General features: G+C 65.4%; 15 protein-coding genes and 1 tRNA gene. 6 read left to right on the top strand and 10 right to left on the bottom strand.

Annotation, left to right across the window (positions count from 1 at the left end; genetic code table 11):
* Positions 1–83 precede the first annotated feature (83 nt).
* From U1700_RS10215 to U1700_RS10230, 4 genes are all read left to right on the top strand, one after another.
* The gene (locus U1700_RS10215) at positions 84–1430 is read left to right on the top strand and encodes a methyl-accepting chemotaxis protein (RefSeq protein ID WP_443025945.1); all 1347 of its coding nucleotides are present in this window, start codon (positions 84–86) and stop codon (positions 1428–1430) included.
* Between the two features lie 92 nt (positions 1431–1522).
* Positions 1523–2227, top strand: coding sequence for an SDR family NAD(P)-dependent oxidoreductase (locus tag U1700_RS10220; protein WP_332752551.1), 705 nt, complete (start codon positions 1523–1525; stop codon positions 2225–2227).
* 9 nt (positions 2228–2236) lie between these two features.
* Complete coding sequence (locus tag U1700_RS10225) at positions 2237–3124, top strand: 50S ribosomal protein L11 methyltransferase (RefSeq protein ID WP_332752552.1); 888 nt, start codon at positions 2237–2239, stop codon at positions 3122–3124.
* 54 nt (positions 3125–3178) lie between these two features.
* Entirely contained in the window at positions 3179–4021 is an 843-nt protein-coding gene (locus tag U1700_RS10230; protein WP_332752553.1) for a hypothetical protein, read from the top strand.
* A gap of 1 nt (position 4022) precedes the next feature.
* Here the strand turns inward: U1700_RS10230 and ligA are convergent, their stop codons facing one another.
* The 7 genes from ligA to yajC all read right to left on the bottom strand — a co-directional run bounded on the left by ligA (position 4023) and on the right by yajC (position 12264).
* The gene (ligA, locus tag U1700_RS10235; protein ID WP_443025946.1) at positions 4023–6065 is read right to left on the bottom strand and encodes an NAD-dependent DNA ligase LigA; all 2043 of its coding nucleotides are present in this window, start codon (positions 6063–6065) and stop codon (positions 4023–4025) included.
* A 43-nt stretch (positions 6066–6108) separates the two neighbouring features.
* The gene (locus U1700_RS10240; RefSeq protein WP_332752555.1) at positions 6109–6828 is read right to left on the bottom strand and encodes a dienelactone hydrolase family protein; all 720 of its coding nucleotides are present in this window, start codon (positions 6826–6828) and stop codon (positions 6109–6111) included.
* On the bottom strand, positions 6825–8477 hold the full coding sequence (gene recN, locus U1700_RS10245; RefSeq protein ID WP_332752557.1) for a DNA repair protein RecN: 1653 nt from the start codon (positions 8475–8477) through the stop codon (positions 6825–6827). The genes U1700_RS10240 and recN overlap by 4 nt, the downstream gene beginning before the upstream one ends.
* A gap of 19 nt (positions 8478–8496) precedes the next feature.
* Entirely contained in the window at positions 8497–9279 is a 783-nt protein-coding gene (locus U1700_RS10250) for an outer membrane protein assembly factor BamD (protein ID WP_332752558.1), read from the bottom strand.
* An 84-nt stretch (positions 9280–9363) separates the two neighbouring features.
* Entirely contained in the window at positions 9364–10308 is a 945-nt protein-coding gene (gene secF, locus U1700_RS10255; protein ID WP_332752560.1) for a protein translocase subunit SecF, read from the bottom strand.
* A gap of 10 nt (positions 10309–10318) precedes the next feature.
* Positions 10319–11911, bottom strand: a complete 1593-nt coding sequence (gene secD / locus U1700_RS10260) for a protein translocase subunit SecD (protein ID WP_332752562.1) — start codon at positions 11909–11911, stop codon at positions 10319–10321.
* Positions 11911–12264: a preprotein translocase subunit YajC gene (gene yajC, locus U1700_RS10265; RefSeq protein WP_332752564.1), complete on the bottom strand. Its 354-nt coding sequence runs from the start codon at positions 12262–12264 to the stop codon at positions 11911–11913. Before yajC ends, secD begins: the two co-directional genes overlap by 1 nt.
* 205 nt (positions 12265–12469) lie before the next feature.
* Between yajC and U1700_RS10270 the strand changes: the two genes are divergently transcribed.
* Positions 12470–12546 (top strand) — tRNA-Pro (locus U1700_RS10270).
* 38 nt (positions 12547–12584) lie between these two features.
* Here U1700_RS10270 and U1700_RS10275 read toward each other — a convergent pair.
* Positions 12585–13280, bottom strand: coding sequence for an EI24 domain-containing protein (locus U1700_RS10275; RefSeq protein ID WP_332752566.1), 696 nt, complete (start codon positions 13278–13280; stop codon positions 12585–12587).
* Positions 13281–13430: 150 nt separating this feature from the next.
* On the opposite strand from U1700_RS10275, the gene U1700_RS10280 reads away from it, so the two are divergent.
* Complete coding sequence (locus U1700_RS10280; RefSeq protein WP_332752996.1) at positions 13431–14039, top strand: TIGR02117 family protein; 609 nt, start codon at positions 13431–13433, stop codon at positions 14037–14039.
* On the opposite strand, the gene hslU is transcribed toward U1700_RS10280, so the two are convergent.
* Complete coding sequence (gene hslU, locus U1700_RS10285) at positions 14027–15316, bottom strand: ATP-dependent protease ATPase subunit HslU (protein WP_332752568.1); 1290 nt, start codon at positions 15314–15316, stop codon at positions 14027–14029. The genes U1700_RS10280 and hslU overlap by 13 nt on opposite strands.
* Positions 15313–15864, bottom strand: coding sequence for an ATP-dependent protease subunit HslV (hslV, locus tag U1700_RS10290; RefSeq protein ID WP_332752570.1), 552 nt, complete (start codon positions 15862–15864; stop codon positions 15313–15315). Before hslV ends, hslU begins: the two co-directional genes overlap by 4 nt.
* Positions 15865–15899: the final 35 nt, after the last annotated feature.

Below are 15899 nucleotides of genomic sequence, written 5' to 3' on the forward strand. Positions count from 1 at the left end.
GATGCAAGATTATGCGGGGACTAACTCGCTCTTAACCATTTGCGCGCCAAGGAAGGAAGACCGCATTGGCTGAAGGACCCAAGATGATCGCGAAGCGCACTGGCGAAGCCAAGCCCTACGACCTGCGTCGAGGAATCAAGGATTTCGATGCGCTCGGCGACCTGCCGATCCGCTTGCGCGAAGTCTGGGCGATTATCGAAGGGTGCGAAGTCGATGTGGCGCGGGCCTTCTGGCAGCGTTATCGTCTCAGTGTCGAACTGACCGAGAAGATCAGCGACGAAAAAGTCGAAGATCTGGCGCGGCGGGTCGCGCCTTATATTCACAATCAATTTTCGGCGATCGAAAGCTACGAATGGGTCGACCAGGCCAACGACTTTGTCGATCGCGCGATGGAGGCTGGAATCAGCCTGTCGACGTTGCTCACCGGATTGGCCGGAAAAACAGAATTTGCGCGTGCCACGCTGTTTGCAGAAGGCAAACTCGACATTGCCGAAATGCAGCGTTTCCAAAGTGCGATAAGCGACCTGCTGATGCTCGAAACCGATATTTACGTTCATCGCTGCCTCGAGAATATCCGCGTCGAGGGCGCGGCTGTCCAGACCCGCCAGGCGAGCGAGTTCAACAAGAAAGTCCTCGGCGTCGTCGAGCGCTGCACGTCCGAAAGCGATCAGCTTCGCCTCCAGGCGTCGCAGACCAGCACCTCGGCGCGCGGCATGCTCGGCAAGACCAGCGAGGTCGCCGCCGCCGCCGAACAGTCCGCTATCGCCATGCGCGAAGCGGCGCAGACTGCCGCCGGGCTGATCCGCGCGATCGAGGATGCCCGTACCGAGGTCGAGGTCGCCGCCGGAGTCGCCACCCGCGCCGGGGGCCAGGCGAGCCAGGCAGTCAAGGTCAGCGAAGCCCTGTCAGGGCATGTCGAGGCGATCGAGTCGATCCTCGGGCTGATCCGCGACATCGCGGCGCAGACCAACCTCCTCGCGCTCAATGCCACGATCGAAGCCGCCCGCGCCGGGGACGCCGGGCGCGGCTTCGCGGTTGTCGCGCAGGAAGTGAAGAGCCTCGCCAGCCAGACTGCTCGTGCGACCGACGACATCACCACCAAGATCAGCGCGATCCAGCAGGCCACTCGCCAGACGGTCGAGGCCAATGGCTCGATCCAGACCACGGTCGAGGAGGTCCAGCATTCCGCCGACCGCATTCGCCAGGCGATGGAGCTTCAGGCCCAGACGGTTACGATGATCACCGCCGCGGTCGACGAAACCGCGCTTGCCGCCGATTCGATGAGCTCGACCATCGCCGCGATCCGCTCGGACACCGAAAGCGTCGCGCGCGACATTGACGAGGTCGAGCAGGGCTTCGGCCGCTTCGCCGAAGACATTGCCGACTTCCGCTCGACGACCAGCGAGTTCGTGGCCAAATTCGCGGCGTAAACTTCCTGTTCCGTCATTGCGAGCGCAGCGAAGCAACCCAGTCCTACATCCACTGGGTTGCTTCGCTGCGCTCGCAATGACAGAGCGTCGCCATGAACATTCTCCTCACCGGCGCGAGCCGGGGCATTGGCGCGGCCACCCTCAGCCACTTGCGCAACGCGGGCCACATCGTCGCCGGGCATAGCTCGCAAGGCTCGGCCGACCTCCTCGCCGCCGACCTCGCCGACCCCGCCGCGCCGCGCGCGCTGTGGGACGCGGCGCTCGCCCGGCTCGACGGCCGGATCGACGTGCTCGTCAACAACGCCGGGGTGTTCGAAGATATCGCCGACGACGCCGACGACGAGGCATGGCACGCCGCCTGGGGCCGCACGCTGGGCATTAATCTCCAGGCCAGCGCCGACCTGTGCCGCTTCGCCATCGGCCATTTCCGCGAAACTCAATTCGGCGGCCGGATCGTAAACGTCGCCAGCAGGGCCGCCTATCGCGGCGACTCGCCCAAACACTGGCACTATGCCGCGTCAAAGGCGGGCATGGTCGGCATGACCAAGTCGATCGCTCGCGGCTACGCGCAGGAGAATATTCTCGCCTTCGCGGTCTGCCCGGGCTTCGTGATGACCGGCATGGCCGAGGAATATCTCTCATCGCGCGGTGGTGCACAGGTGATCGCCGATATCCCATTGGGCCGGGTCGCCGATCCCGCCGAGATCGCTGAGACCATCCGCTGGCTCGCGACCGACGCCCCGCCCAGCGCGACCGGCGCCGTCATCGACGTCAATGGCGCGAGTTTCGTTCGCTAGGAAACGCCGATGAGCTGGCGAGTCACCCTTCACTGTACCCGCGCCGAGGCCGAAGCCGTGCCCGACAGTGACGCGCTGTTCGCGATGCTCGACACGCCCCCCGTGCTCGTCGCCGACGAGCCCGATCCGCACGCCCCCGACGACTGGCGTATCCACGCTTACTTCGAAGACCAGCCCTCGACCCAGGAGCTGATCCTGCTCACTCGCCTTGCTCATGGCAGCGAACCCGAGCTTGAACATTTGGGCGAGACCGACTGGGTCACCCTCAGCCAGGCCGGACTGGAGCCGATCCGCGCCGGGCGTTTCTTCGTCCACACACCGGCCCACCGCGACGCAATCCCGCCCGGCGCGATCGCGTTCGAGATCGATGCCGGGCTCGCCTTCGGCACCGGCCAGCATGATACCACGGCGGGTTGCCTCGCGGCGCTCGATCGCCTCCAGACGGGCGGCGCGACCTTCGAAAATATCGCCGACATTGGCACCGGCACCGGCCTCCTTGCTTTCGCCGCGCTTGCGCTGTGGCCCCAGGCCAAGGCCATCGCCACCGACATCGACCCCATTTCGATCGACGTCACCGCCGACAATGCCGCGATCAACGCTGTCCCCTTGGGGCAGGCCCCCGGCCAGCTGCTCCTCGCCGTCGCCGACGGGATGGATCACCCCCTGCTCGCCGCGCGCGCTCCGTTCGACCTGCTCATCGCCAACATCCTCGCCGGCCCGCTGGTCGACCTCGCCCCCGCCTTCGCCGCCGCCGTGACCCCCGGCGCAACCCTGATCCTCGCCGGCCTGCTCGACACCCAGGCCGACACCGTCATCGCCGCCTATGAAGCCCACGGCATGACCGTCGCCGAATGCAGCCCCGGTGAGTGGTGCGTCCTCACCCTCACCGCCGCCTGAGCTCAGGCCAGCGCGATCACGTCACGCGCATTTGTCGTGCTCCGCCATTCTGCTATGATCCCTTCGAACTTCGGGGGAGGCTTCATGGCAACGCTGGCATCATCACCGCACGCGCATCCCGCGCAGCCGATAAGCGACGAACGCTTTTTCCTGCGCGCATCGATCGTCATGGCGCTGCTCATCTTCACCGGCTTCTCGACCCAGCTGGCGATGGGCCGCTCCAGTTTCGCCTCGCCCTTGCTGGTCCATGCCCACGCCATCGTGTTCATGGGCTGGGTCGTGCTCTACCTACTCCAGAATATCTTCGTCGCCAGCGGCAACATGGCGCTTCACCGTCGGCTGGGCTGGATCGCGACCGGCTGGATGGCGGCGATGGTCTTCCTCGGGTGCGCAGTCGTCGTCGCGATGGTCCGCCATGGCCAGGTCCCGTTTTTCTTTCGCCCGGTCAATTTCCTCGCCTTCGATCCTTTGTCGCTGTTCACCTTCGCCGGGCTCACCATCGCTGCGGTCGTCATGCGGCGCCGAACCGACTGGCATCGTCGACTGCACTTTTGCGGGATGACGGTGCTGCTGGGCCCCGCCATCGGTCGCCTCCTGCCAATGCCGTTGCTTACGCCCGTTGCGTTCGAAGCGACGTTCGTTGTGGGGCTGATGTTCCCGCTCGTCGGGATGTGGGCCGATCGCCGTCGCACGGGCCGGGTCCATCCGGCATGGACTCGCGGGGTCGGCGTGCTGCTTGGCTCGTTGCTGCTGATCGAACTCGTCAGCTACAGTCCGGTCGGGCTTGCCGTTTATCGCGGGGTGACCGCCGGTTCGCCCGGGGCGCTGGTCGATCCGATGGCGTTTCCGCCCCCGCCCGTCGGGCCGCGCATCACCGGGCGCACCGTCGGCCACTAAATCAGCTGCCCGCGACGATTGCTTCCCATCCGGCCTCGTCGATCACTTGGATGCCAAGCTCGGCGGCCTTTTTGAGCTTCGACCCGGCGCCCGGCCCGGCGACCACCAAATCGGTCTTGGCGCTGACCGATCCCGCCGCGCGCGCGCCAAGCCGCTCGGCCTGTGCCTTCGCCTCGTCGCGGCTCATCCGCTCAAGGCCCCCGGTGAAGACGATTGTCTTGCCGGTCCAATTCGTCTCGCGCGCGGTCGACACGAAGGCGCCGGGTTTCGCAATCTCTAATAAATCTTCCCATGCCGTCACGTTGTGCGGTTCGTGAAAAAAATCTCGCAGGGATAGAATGACAACCGGCCCAACACCCTCCACCTCGTCAAGCGCAATTAGTATCTTGAAAGCAGCTCCGACCGCTTCGCCTTCTAGGTTATCAGTTTTGCGTCCGGCCAATTCCGCAGCCTCTCGAAGTGCGGGTAGCGTGCCGAACGCGCGCATCAAATCCTTCGCCGTCACCGCGCCGACATGGCGAATGCCCAGCCCGAACAGCAGTCGCGCCGGGTCAAACCCCGTCTTCGCCTCGATCGCGGCGAGCAGATTGTCGACCGATTTGGCCTGCCAACCCTCGCGCCCGACCAGATCGTCACGATGCTGTTTCAGCCGGAAAATATCCGCCGGCCCGTGCAGCCAGCCGAGTCCGACAAATTCGACGATCGACTTCTCGCCCAGCCCCTCGATATCCATCGCCCCGCGCGACACGAAGTGGCGTAGCCGCTCGATGACTTGCGCCGGGCAGACCAGCCCGCCGGTGCAGCGCACGTCGACCTCACCCTCCTCGGCCACCGCCTCGGAGCCGCATTCAGGGCAATGATCGGGGAAGATATAGGGATCGCGCGCCTCGTCCCTAGTCAGATTCTCGACCACTTGCGGAATGACGTCCCCCGCCCGCTGGATCCGCACTCGGTCACCGACGCGAAGCCCCAGCCGCCCGATCTCGTCGCGATTGTGGAGCGTCACATTGGCCACGATGACCCCGCCAACTCCGACTGGGGTCAACCGCCCGACCGGGGTCAGCTTGCCGGTTCGCCCGACCTGGATATCGATCGCCTCGATGGCCGTCTCGGCCCGCTCGGCCGGGAATTTATGCGCCAGTGCCCAGCGCGGCGCACGAGCGACCTGCCCCAGCCGCTCCTGCCAGTCGATCCGGTCGACCTTGTAGACCACCCCGTCGATATCGAACGGCAGCTCAGCCCGCACTTTTTCAATCTCGCGATAATGGTCCAAGGCCGCTTCGACACTGGTACATTTCACCATCAGCTCACTGACCGGAAAACCGAGCGATTCCAGCCGCTTCATCGAGTTTTCCTGCGTGTCCGAGAGTCTCTCCTGTACCTCCCCCCAGCCATGCGCCAGGAACCGCAACGGCCGCGCCGCAGTGACCCCCGAATCCTTTTGCCGAAGCGACCCCGCCGCGGCGTTGCGCGGGTTGGCGAAGATCTTTCCCCCCGCCGCCTCCTGCCGCTGGTTGAGCGCGGCAAAGTCATCTTTCGCCATGAACACTTCGCCGCGCACCTCGATCAGTGGCGGCGCCCCGATCAGGGTCTGCGGAATGTCGGCGATCGTCCGGACATTGGCGGTCACATCCTCGCCGACGCTCCCGTCTCCGCGCGTCGCCGCCATGACGAGAACGCCATCCTCATAGCGGAGCGAGCAGGACAACCCGTCGATCTTGGGCTCGGCAGTCAGTGCGACCTCGGCCTCAGGGGACAAGCTAAGGAACCGCCGCACCCGCCCGACAAAGTCGCGCACTTCCTCCTCGGCAAACGCATTCTCTAGGCTCAGCATCGGCTTGGCATGCAAGACCTTGGCAAGACTAGACGACGGCACCGCCCCGACCGTGCTCGACGGCGAATCGGCCCGCACCAGCTTGGGAAATGCCTCCTCCAGCTCGGCATTCTCGCGCACCAGCGCGTCATACTCACCGTCGGAAATCGCCGGCATATCCTGGTCGTGATACAGCCGGTTGTGCCGCGCTATCTCCTTCGCCAGCCGCATCAGCCGGTTGGCCGCCTCGGCTTCCGAAATCTGGCTTTCGACTTCAGGCACCGGGTTCGAACAGCTCGGCCAGATAATCCTCCAACGCCGCCCAGCTGCGCCGCGCCGCCGCTTGGTCGAACGCGACTGCGGCGATGCCCATGTGGCTTGCATTGGGGTTGGTGAAGCCGTGGCGGACATGGCCATAGGCATGGATCTGCCAGTCGGCCCCGGCTTCGGTCAGCTCCTTGGCCAGCCCGACGACCGCTTCGGGCGGGACCATCGCGTCGTCCCAGCCATGATAAGCGACGACCTTGGCCTTGATTGGCTGGGGATCGAGCGGCGGCGCTTCGAACAGCCCGTGGAAGCTCGCCACCCCACGCACATCCGCCCCCGATCGGGCGAGGTCCAGCGCACACAGCCCGCCAAAGCAATAGCCCGTCACCGCGATCCGGCTGGCGTCGACCCCCGGGCGAGCGCGGAGCACATCAAGCAGCGAGACCACTCGCCGACGAAGCGCGGCACGATCGCCCTTCAATCGGCCCATCTCACCGAACATCGTCTTGAGGTCCCCGCCCCGCGTCGACACCCCGAACGGATCGGCGACCATCGCACCATAGCCAAGCGCGTTGAGCTTGCGGGCAAAGCCGATCTCGAGGTCGGAAACCCCCATCACCGTCGGGAAAATCAGCACTGCCGGGGCACTGGCGGTGCGCGGCGGCAACCACAGGCTGGCGAGCTTCTCACCCTCGAACTCGCTCGCGACGGTCGTTACGTCAGTCATGCGGCCTCCAGCAATCGTGCCGCTTGAGCGCGGGCTTCCTCGGTGATCGCGGCGCCCGACAGCATCCGCGCAATTTCTTCCTGCCGCTCGGCGGCGTCAAGCTTGCGCACCGCGGTCCGCGTGCCTTCAGGCCCGGTCGATTTCTCGATCCGATAATGATGCGCCGCGCGCGCCGCAACCTGCGGAGAGTGCGTCACGACCAGCAACTGCGACCGCTCGGCCAGCCGCGCCAGCCGTTCGCCGATCGCCGAGGCAACCGCCCCACCGACCCCGCGATCAACCTCGTCGAAAATCATCGTCCCCGCCCCGCCCGCCTCGGCCAGGGCCACCTTGAGCGCCAGGATGAAGCGCGACAGCTCGCCTCCCGACGCGATCCGGGTAAGCGGCCCGAATGGCGCGCCGGGGTTGGTCGAGACGGTGAATTCGACCCGGTCGCTTCCGCTCGGGCCTGGTTCCGTTTCGGCAATGATCGTCCTGAACCGGGCCGCATCGAGCTTGAGCGGGGCGAGTTCGCCAGCAACCGCCAGATCGAGGTTCACCGCCGCTTCGAGGCGACTGGCGCGAAGCTGATCGCTCGCGTCCCGATAGGTCGTGCGCGCCGTCTCGAGCGCCGCCTCGAGCAGTTGGAGCTCGCCCTCGCCCGCATCGATCGCCGCCAGCTTCGACCGCATTTCGTCGCCCAGCGCGGCCAGTGCATCGGGCTCGACGCGATGCTTGCGCGCCATTGCCCTGATATCGAACAATCGCGCCTCGGCCGCTTCCAGTCGCGCCGGGTCGAACGCCATCGCGTCGGCCGCGCGTGCGATCCGGTCCTCGGCCTCGGCCGCCTCGATCACCGCACGGTCGAGCGAGGCCAGCGCTTCGGCAAGCAGCGGATGATCCGCCGCGCCGCGCTCGATCTTGCGCGCCGCGCCGCGAAGCTGGGCCAGCGCGCCGTCCGATCCGCCGAGCAGCGTATCGATCCCGGTCAGCGACTCGCCCGCCCGCGCCCCGGCTTGCATCGTCGCGCGCTGCTCGCTGAGCTCGGTCTCTTCGCCCGGCTGGGGCGCCAACACGCCAATTTCTTCGGCCGCGAAGCTCAGATAATCGCGGTCGCGCCGGGCGTCCTCGATTCCGCGCCGCGCCTCGTCGAGCTGCCGCTCGGCGTCACTGACCTCGCCCCACGCTGCGGCCACGCCTGCGGTCGACATCTTCCCGAACGTATCAAGCAGCGCGCGATGCCCGCGTGGATTGAGCAAGCCGCGGTCGTCATGCTGGCCGTGAATCTCGATGCTCAGCGCGCCGATATCGCGAAGCGTCGCCGCCGACACGCCCACCCCACCGGCAAACGCCCGGCTGCCACCATCGGCGCGAACCGTCCGGCGAAGCACCAGTGCTTCGCCAGGGTCCAGCGTGATCCCCTGTTCGTCGAGCAAAGCCAGCACAGGGTGACCGGCGGGAAGCATCAGCTCGGCCGACACGCTCGCCACATCCTGCCCGGCGCGCACCAGCCCGCTGTCCGACCGCGCGCCCAGCGCCAGCCCGAGCGAGTCCAGCAGGATCGATTTCCCCGCCCCGGTCTCCCCCGTGAGCACGCCAAGCCCCGGCTCGAACATCAGCTCAAGCCGGTCGATCAAGACGACGTCGCAAATGGCGAGCTGGCCGAGCATCTAGGCCGCTCGTTGCCGGTCAGGCCTTGGGCTGGTGGCGCCGAAGCATCTCATAGCTGCGCTTGTACCAGATCGTGCCGGGATAGTTGCGCCCCAGCACCGCGCCGGCTTTGCGCGCTTCCTCGGGCACGCCGAGCGCGAGATAGCATTCGACCAACCGCTCGAGCGCTTCGGGCGTGTGGCTGGTGGTCTGATATTTGTCGATGACGGTGCGGAAGCGGAGCGAGGCGGCAAGCCAGTTGCTCGATCGCTCATAATAACGACCAACCTCCATCTCCTTGCCCGCAAGATGATCGTTGATCAGGTCGAGCTTCAGCCGCGCGTCGGTCGCATAGCGGCTCGCCGGATAGCGGCGGATCAGCTCGCCAAACGCGTCCGATGCCTGCTGGGTAATCTTCTGGTCGCGGGTGACGTCGGCGATCTGCTGATAATAGCTCATCGCGATCAGATAGTTGGCATAGGGCGCGTCGCTGTTGCCCGGGTGGATTGTCAGGAAGCGCTGCGACGAAGAGATCGAATCGCTATACTGCTGCGCCATATAGTAGCTGAACGCGCTCATCATCTGCGCCCGGCGGGCCCACACCGAATAGGGGTGCTGGCGCTCGACCTCGTCGAACAGCTTGGCGGCGTCGGCATAATTGCCCTGGTCCGCGCTTTTCTTCGCCAGCGAATAGAGCGTGTTGACGTCTCGCGCGACGTAGGCGGTGTCACCCTTGGCCTTCTTTCCGGCGCACGCGCCCAACGGAACGACGAAGACGGCGGCGGCGGCAATCAGCAGTGCTGAGCGGTTCAGTTTGACCATGGAAGCTTCCTTAGCGGGGGCCGGCGAATAGGCCAAGCCGCGTGTGCCATTCGTTGCTGGCCCCGCCTTGACCCCAGATGAACCTCAAACCCTTTGCGCCTCGGCCTCGCCCTCGGTGCGCAGGAAACTGTCGGGCTTGACCCCCAGCCACACCAGGATCGGCGCCGAAATATAGATCGACGAATAAGTCCCGATCAGCACGCCCAGGAAAATCGCGATCGACAGGCCGAAGATCACCTGCGGCCCGATCAGCATCAGCAGCGCCAGCGCGATCAGCACCGTCAGCGAGGTCACCACGGTCCGCGCCAGCGTTTCGTTGAGCGACAGGTTGAGCAGCGGCAAAATCGACATCTTGCGATATTTGCGGAGGTTCTCGCGGATCCGGTCATAGATGACGACGGTATCGTTGAGCGAATAGCCGATGATCGTCAGGAATGCCGCGACGACGTTGAGATCGACCTGCAACCGCGTCCACGCGAAAAACCCCAGCGTCATCGCGAAATCATGCGCCAGCGTCACCAGCGCGCCCACCCCGAACTGCCATTCGAAGCGGAACCAGATGTAGACCGCAATCCCCAGCATCGCGAACAGAATCGCCTTTGCCCCGTCGGCGGCAAGCTCCTCCGAGACCTTGCCCGAGACCGATTCGCCAGCGCCAACCGACGCCCCCGGATAGGCTTTGGGGATGAACGCCTGGACCTTGGTCACGACCTCGTTCGACATTGAATCGGGACCCGCCGGCTTGGGCAGGCGGATCTGGTAGGTGCGGTCATTCCCGAATTCGGTGATCGTCGCTTCGCCGACTGCAAGCGAGTCCATCTTGCCGCGCAGATCCTCGATGTCGATCGCCTTGGGGAAGGTCACGCGAACCATCTGCCCGCCGGCGAAATCGACGCCCAGGTTGAGCCCGCGATAGGCGGTGAAGCCGAACGCCAGGATGGTCGCGATCGTCGACAGCACGATCGCCAGGTTGCGCCAGCGCATGAAGTCGAGGTTGGTATGGTCGGGGACGAGTTTGAGCAGCTTCATGTGCCGGGCCTCAAATATGCAACGTGCGCGGGCGGGCGCGGCGCAACCACAGCACCACCAGCATGCGCGTGAAATAGACTGCGGTGAACACCGAGGTGATGATGCCGACACCAAGCACCACGGCAAAGCCGCGGATCGGCCCCGAGCCGAAGTAGAACATCAGCGCGGCCGAAATGGCGTGGGTGATGTTGGCGTCGAAAATCGCCCGGAATGCCTCGCGATAGCCGGTTTCGACCGCATCAAGGATCTTGCGCCCGCGCCTGATTTCCTCGCGGATTCGCTCGTTGATCAGCACGTTGGCATCGACCGCCGCGCCGATTGTCAGAACGAAGCCGGCGATCCCGGGCAAGGTCAGCGTTGCATTGAACAGCGCCATGATGCCCAGCACCAGGAACGCGTTCACGATCAGCGCGATATTGGCGTAAATGCCGAACCGCCCATAGGTCACGAGCATGAAGATCATCACCGCGATGATCGCCGCTCCCGCCGCAAGGGCACCTTTGTGGATCGAATCCTTGCCCAGCTCGGCGCTGATCGTGCGCTCCTCGATCACGTTCAATTTCACCGGCAGCTTGCCCGAGGCCAGGCTCACCGCGAGCGCGTTGGCGCTTTCGACGGTATAGCTTCCGGTGATCGACGCCGTCCCGCCCAGGATGGCGGTCTGGATGGTCGGCGCCGACAATACCTTGTTGTCGAGAATGATCGCGAACGGCTTACCGACATTTTCCTGGGTGACCCGGCCAAAGCGCCGCGCCCCGGTCGAATTGAAAGTGATCACGATTTCGGGACGGCCGTCCTGGTCAAAGCTCTGCTTGGCCCCGGTCAGCTGGTCCCCCGACACCATCACTCGGCGCTGAACGGCGATCGCGCCGCCCCCGTCGACCAGCGGCAGCACCTGGCTTCCCGCCGGCGCGCGGCCCGCCGCGACTTCGGCCGGATTGGCAGTCTGGTCGACCAGCTTGAATTCCAGCCGCGCGGTCTGGCCGATCAGCGCTTTCAGCGCGGCCGGATCCTCGACCCCGGGGACCTGCACCAGGATGCGGTTATTGCCCTGGGTGACGACGGTGATTTCCTTCGTCCCTTGCGGGTCGATGCGGCGACGAACGACGTCGCGTGCGACGGTCATCGCATCCTTTAGCGCGCGGACCTGTCCGTCAGCGGTCGGGGTCAGCACGATGCGGCTCTGGTCCATCACCGTGACGTCCCAGTCGCGCGCGCCGGTCATGCCGACGGGCTTGGTCAGCTGGCGCAGCTTCTCGACCGCGGCATCGACCTGCGCCGGGTTGCGGACCATGAATGACAGCACGCCATTGGCCGTTGAAATGTCGCCAATGTCGATCGGCGCATCGCCGCGGCGAAGCTCGGACGAGACATTGTCTTCCATCGCCGCGACGCGCTGCTTGGCGGCGTCGTTTGAATCGGCCTCGAGCAACAAGTGCGAGCCGCCGGCAAGGTCAAGCCCCAGGTTGATGCGGCTATGCGGCACCCCCTTCATCCAATGCGCAACCTGATCCTTGGGGAAGAAGCTTGGCACCGCCAGCCCGATCCCCAGCAAGATCATCAGCGTGATCGCGATGACCTTCCAACGCGGGAAATCCAACATCAGTCGTTGGCCGGGTTCGAATCGCGCGTGACAACACCGTTGAGGGTCGACTTGACCGCCCGGACTCGAACATTGGGCGCGATCTCGACCTCGACGTCGTCGTCCATGACCTTGGTCACCCGGCCGCGCAAACCGCCACCCGTGATCACTTCATCATTCTTCTTGACCGCCGCCAGCGTGGCCGCATGCTTCTTGGCCCGCGCCTGTTGCGGCCGGATCATCAGCACATAGAAGATTACGAACACCAGCAGCAGCGGCGCCATCTGCATGATGAAATCGGCGCCGCCGGCGCCCGCGGCGGGTGCTGCGGCGGTCGAAACCTGCGCTACGGCAAGGAGGGGGGCGATGCTCATGGGGTGGGTCTGGACTTTCTAATCGTCGGGCGGGGCCGAGACGGCTGCATCGCCAAAGGAAGCCGCGCGCCTATCACGGACCCGGCAAGGCAGGCAAGCGGCAGGACAGCCTAGGCGCCCCGACACCGTGCCCAAACGCCTTGCCATGCGGAAGCCCGGCGACTAGAGCGCGCCTCGCTTGTTCCCACTTTGGGGCAGGCTCGGTCGGGGCGTAGCGCAGCCTGGTAGCGCATCACACTGGGGGTGTGGGGGTCGCAGGTTCGAATCCTGTCGCCCCGACCAACATTTGCCGAAGCAGGTCCAGGCCCTGCGGCAGTGCCCTAAACCGGCCCGCCACGCCGATTGTACAAATGGATCGCCATCGCCGCGCCCAATATCGGCGCGATCAGGTTCACGAACGGGATCAGGAACAGCACGCTGACCAGCGTCCCGCACAGTCCCTGCTCGCCGCGGGTCGACTTCAGCCACGCCCGGCGCGAATCGCGGGTCCCGTGGCGCGCGGCGGCAAGTTCCGCAAGATCACGTCCGAACGCCAGCCCGTTGACGATCACGAACAGCACCAGCGGCCCGATCCCGGTGACCAGCAGCATCAGGTAGAACGGCAGCGCGATCAAGTTGAACAGCAGCACGCGGGCCGCTGATTTCAGCCCCATCAGCGCCCCTCGTCCGATCCCGATCGGCCGCGCAACCGCTGCCGCCGCCGGATAATGCCGCTCCTCGACCGCCGCCGCGATCCGGTCGGCGAACCCCATCAGCACGCCCACCGCGACCCCGGGGAACAGGAACCACGCCGCCGCCAGCGTCAGCAAGACCGCCCCGACGCCGCCCGTCCCCGCGCCGATCGGACAGCTGTCATACCCCGCAAGGTCGCACGGATCGCTCCCCGCCAGCATCCATCCGGCGACCAGTCCCATCACCACGAACAGCAGCGCGGTCAGCAGCAGCGCTTGGACCAGGATGGCCAGTATCCGCCGGTCGGCAAGGTCTGAAAAAGGGAGCGAAACGATGCGGAACATGACATGATTGTAGCGTCTTTTTCACCAGCGTGTACACATGCTCGAATGCCCCGCCGCCGCCGCACCCGCCATCGCTCAACCTATTCAATTAAAACGATTTTTTGGCGCCTTGTGGTTTTGCTGGTCGCGATTCCGGCGCTCTACTTGACCGTGTCCGTCGGTCTCTCCTTGGTCCCCGTCAACCGCGAATGGACCGAGCCCGCCCAAGGGCAGACGGTCTACCTCATCTCGAACGGGATCCACACCGACCTGATCCTCCCCGTCGCGGCACAGGGGCTCGACTGGCGACCCGTCATTAGCCGCGCCGACATGGCCCGCCCGGACCCCGCCGCCCAGTGGCTGGCGTTCGGCATGGGCGAGCGCAAAGTCTATCTCGAGACCCCCCGCTGGCGCGATGTCCGCCCCGGTACATTGTGGGCCGCGGCGGCCGGCGGCGAGCGGGTGATGCACGTCGAATGGGTCGCCGACCCTGCCTGGCATGCCCGCGCCATCCGCCTTCGCCCCGAGGAATATCGCCGCCTGTGGAGCGCCATTCGCGCTGGCTTCAAGCTCGACGCCAAGGGTCGCGTCCAGCGGATCGACCACCCGGGCTACGGCGCCAATGACGCTTTCTACCAAGGCGTCGGCCGGGCCAATGCAATCAACACCTGCAACGTGTGGACCACCGATCGCCTCCGCATCGCCGGGGTCCGGACCAGCCTGTGGAGCCCTTTCCCCCAAGGGATCGAGTGGCGTTACCGCAAGGCTCAAAGAACGTAGCGCGACAAGTCCGTGTCGCGCGCAATCCCGGCCAGTTGTTTCTCGACGAAAGCGCCGTCCACGCTGAGCGTTTCGCCCGAGCGATCCTCGGCCTCGAAGCTGATCTCTTCGAGCAATTTCTCCATCACCGTCTGGAGCCGCCGGGCGCCGATGTTCTCGAGGCTTGAGTTAACCTCAGCTGCGACCTTGGCAACGGCGGCGATACCGTCATCGGTGAAGCTGACCCCCACCCCTTCAGTCGCCAAAAGTGCGACATATTGCTCGGTCAGGCTGGCGCGGGTCGAAGACAGGATGCGGACGAAGTCCTCCTCGGTCAGCGCCTTCAGCTCGACCCGGATCGGCAATCGCCCCTGAAGCTCGGGCAGCAGGTCCGACGGCTTGGCCACATGGAAGGCGCCCGAGGCGATAAACAGGATATGGTCGGTCTTGATCGGTCCATATTTGGTCGCGACGGTCGTGCCCTCGATCAGCGGCAGCAGATCGCGCTGGACGCCCTCGCGTGACACCGACCCGCCGCGCACGTCGGACACGGCAATCTTGTCGATCTCGTCGAGGAAAACGATGCCATTGGCCTCGGCATCGGCCAGCGCAGCGCGGTTGAGGTCGTCGGGGTCGACCCGCTTGTCTGCCTCTTCCTCCAACAGTTTGGCAAAGGCATCGGCGACCTTGAGCTTGCGGCGCTTCTTGGGCGCCGAGCCCATCGCCTTGCTCATCATTTCCGAGAGATTGATCATCTGGCCGCCGGGCATGTCGAACGGCATCTGCGGCGCTTCGGAGACTTCGATCTCGACCTCGCTTGACGCCAGGCTGCCCTCGGCAAAGCGCTGGCGGAAGGCGGCGCGGGTCGCTTCGGACGAGCCCTTGCCGGTCAGCGCGTCGAGCAATCGCTCCATCGCGCTCTCCTCGGCTGCCGTCCGTACCTTGTCGCGCCGGCGCTCGCGTTCCAGCCGCACGGCCTCCTCGACCAGGTCGCGCGCAATCTGCTCGACGTCGCGGCCGACATAGCCGACTTCGGTGAATTTGGTCGCCTCGACCTTGACGAACGGCGCATCGGCGAGCTTCGCCAGCCGCCGCGCAATCTCGGTCTTGCCGCAGCCGGTCGGCCCGATCATCAGGATGTTCTTAGGCGTGACTTCCTCGCGCAATTCGGGTGACAGCCGCTGGCGCCGCCAACGATTGCGAAGCGCCACCGCGACCGCGCGCTTGGCGTCATGCTGCCCGACGATATGCTCGTCGAGCGCCTTTACGATTGCCTTGGGGGTCAGGGCGTCGTTCATGCGCCGACGCTTTCGCCAACGCTTTCAAGCGTCAGCCGGTCGTTGGTGAAGACACACACTTCGGCCGCGATCGCCATCGCACGCCGAGCAAGCTTCTCGGGGTCGCTTTCATAGTCGACCAGTGCCTTGGCGGCCGCAAGCGCATAGTTCCCGCCCGACCCGATCGCGGCGATCCCGCCTTCTGGTTCGAGAACATCGCCGTTACCGGTCAGGATCAGCATCACGTCGGCGTCGGCGACGATCATCATCGCCTCAAGATTGCGGAGATATTTGTCGGTCCGCCAATCCTTGGCAAGCTCTACCGCCGCGCGCAGCAACTGGCCATTCGCGGCCTCCAGCTTCTTCTCGAGCCGTTCGAACAGGGTGAACGCGTCCGCCGTCGCTCCGGCGAACCCGCCGATGACGGTCCCGTCCTTGCCCAGTCGGCGGACCTTCTTGGCGTTGGGCTTCATCACCGTATTGCCCATCGACACCTGGCCATCGCCGGCGATCACCGTGCGCCCACCCGTCTTGACCCCGAGGATCGTCGTGCCGTGCCAGCTTTCCAACTCATACTCCCGCAAATGCTGGTGAAAGGTGGGAA

It is taken from the genome of Sphingomonas sp. RB1R13, from assembly GCF_036663775.1.
Classification (GTDB): Bacteria; Pseudomonadota; Alphaproteobacteria; order Sphingomonadales; family Sphingomonadaceae; genus Sphingomicrobium.

Bases quoted from the DNA above. Each gene is read 5' to 3' on its own strand.
- U1700_RS10215 (WP_443025945.1), top strand. From the start codon at position 84: ATGATCGCGAAGCGCACTGGCGAAGCCAAGCCCTACGACCTGCGTCGA.
- U1700_RS10220 (WP_332752551.1), top strand. From the start codon at position 1,523: ATGAACATTCTCCTCACCGGCGCGAGCCGGGGCATTGGCGCGGCCACC.
- U1700_RS10225 (WP_332752552.1), top strand. From the start codon at position 2,237: ATGAGCTGGCGAGTCACCCTTCACTGTACCCGCGCCGAGGCCGAAGCC.
- U1700_RS10230 (WP_332752553.1), top strand. From the start codon at position 3,179: ATGATCCCTTCGAACTTCGGGGGAGGCTTCATGGCAACGCTGGCATCA.
- ligA (WP_443025946.1), bottom strand. From the start codon at position 6,065: ATGCGGCTGGCGAAGGAGATAGCGCGGCACAACCGGCTGTATCACGAC.
- U1700_RS10240 (WP_332752555.1), bottom strand. From the start codon at position 6,828: ATGACTGACGTAACGACCGTCGCGAGCGAGTTCGAGGGTGAGAAGCTC.
- recN (WP_332752557.1), bottom strand. From the start codon at position 8,477: ATGCTCGGCCAGCTCGCCATTTGCGACGTCGTCTTGATCGACCGGCTT.
- U1700_RS10250 (WP_332752558.1), bottom strand. From the start codon at position 9,279: ATGGTCAAACTGAACCGCTCAGCACTGCTGATTGCCGCCGCCGCCGTC.
- secF (WP_332752560.1), bottom strand. From the start codon at position 10,308: ATGAAGCTGCTCAAACTCGTCCCCGACCATACCAACCTCGACTTCATG.
- secD (WP_332752562.1), bottom strand. From the start codon at position 11,911: ATGTTGGATTTCCCGCGTTGGAAGGTCATCGCGATCACGCTGATGATC.
- yajC (WP_332752564.1), bottom strand. From the start codon at position 12,264: ATGAGCATCGCCCCCCTCCTTGCCGTAGCGCAGGTTTCGACCGCCGCA.
- U1700_RS10275 (WP_332752566.1), bottom strand. From the start codon at position 13,280: ATGTTCCGCATCGTTTCGCTCCCTTTTTCAGACCTTGCCGACCGGCGG.
- hslU (WP_332752568.1), bottom strand. From the start codon at position 15,316: ATGAACGACGCCCTGACCCCCAAGGCAATCGTAAAGGCGCTCGACGAG.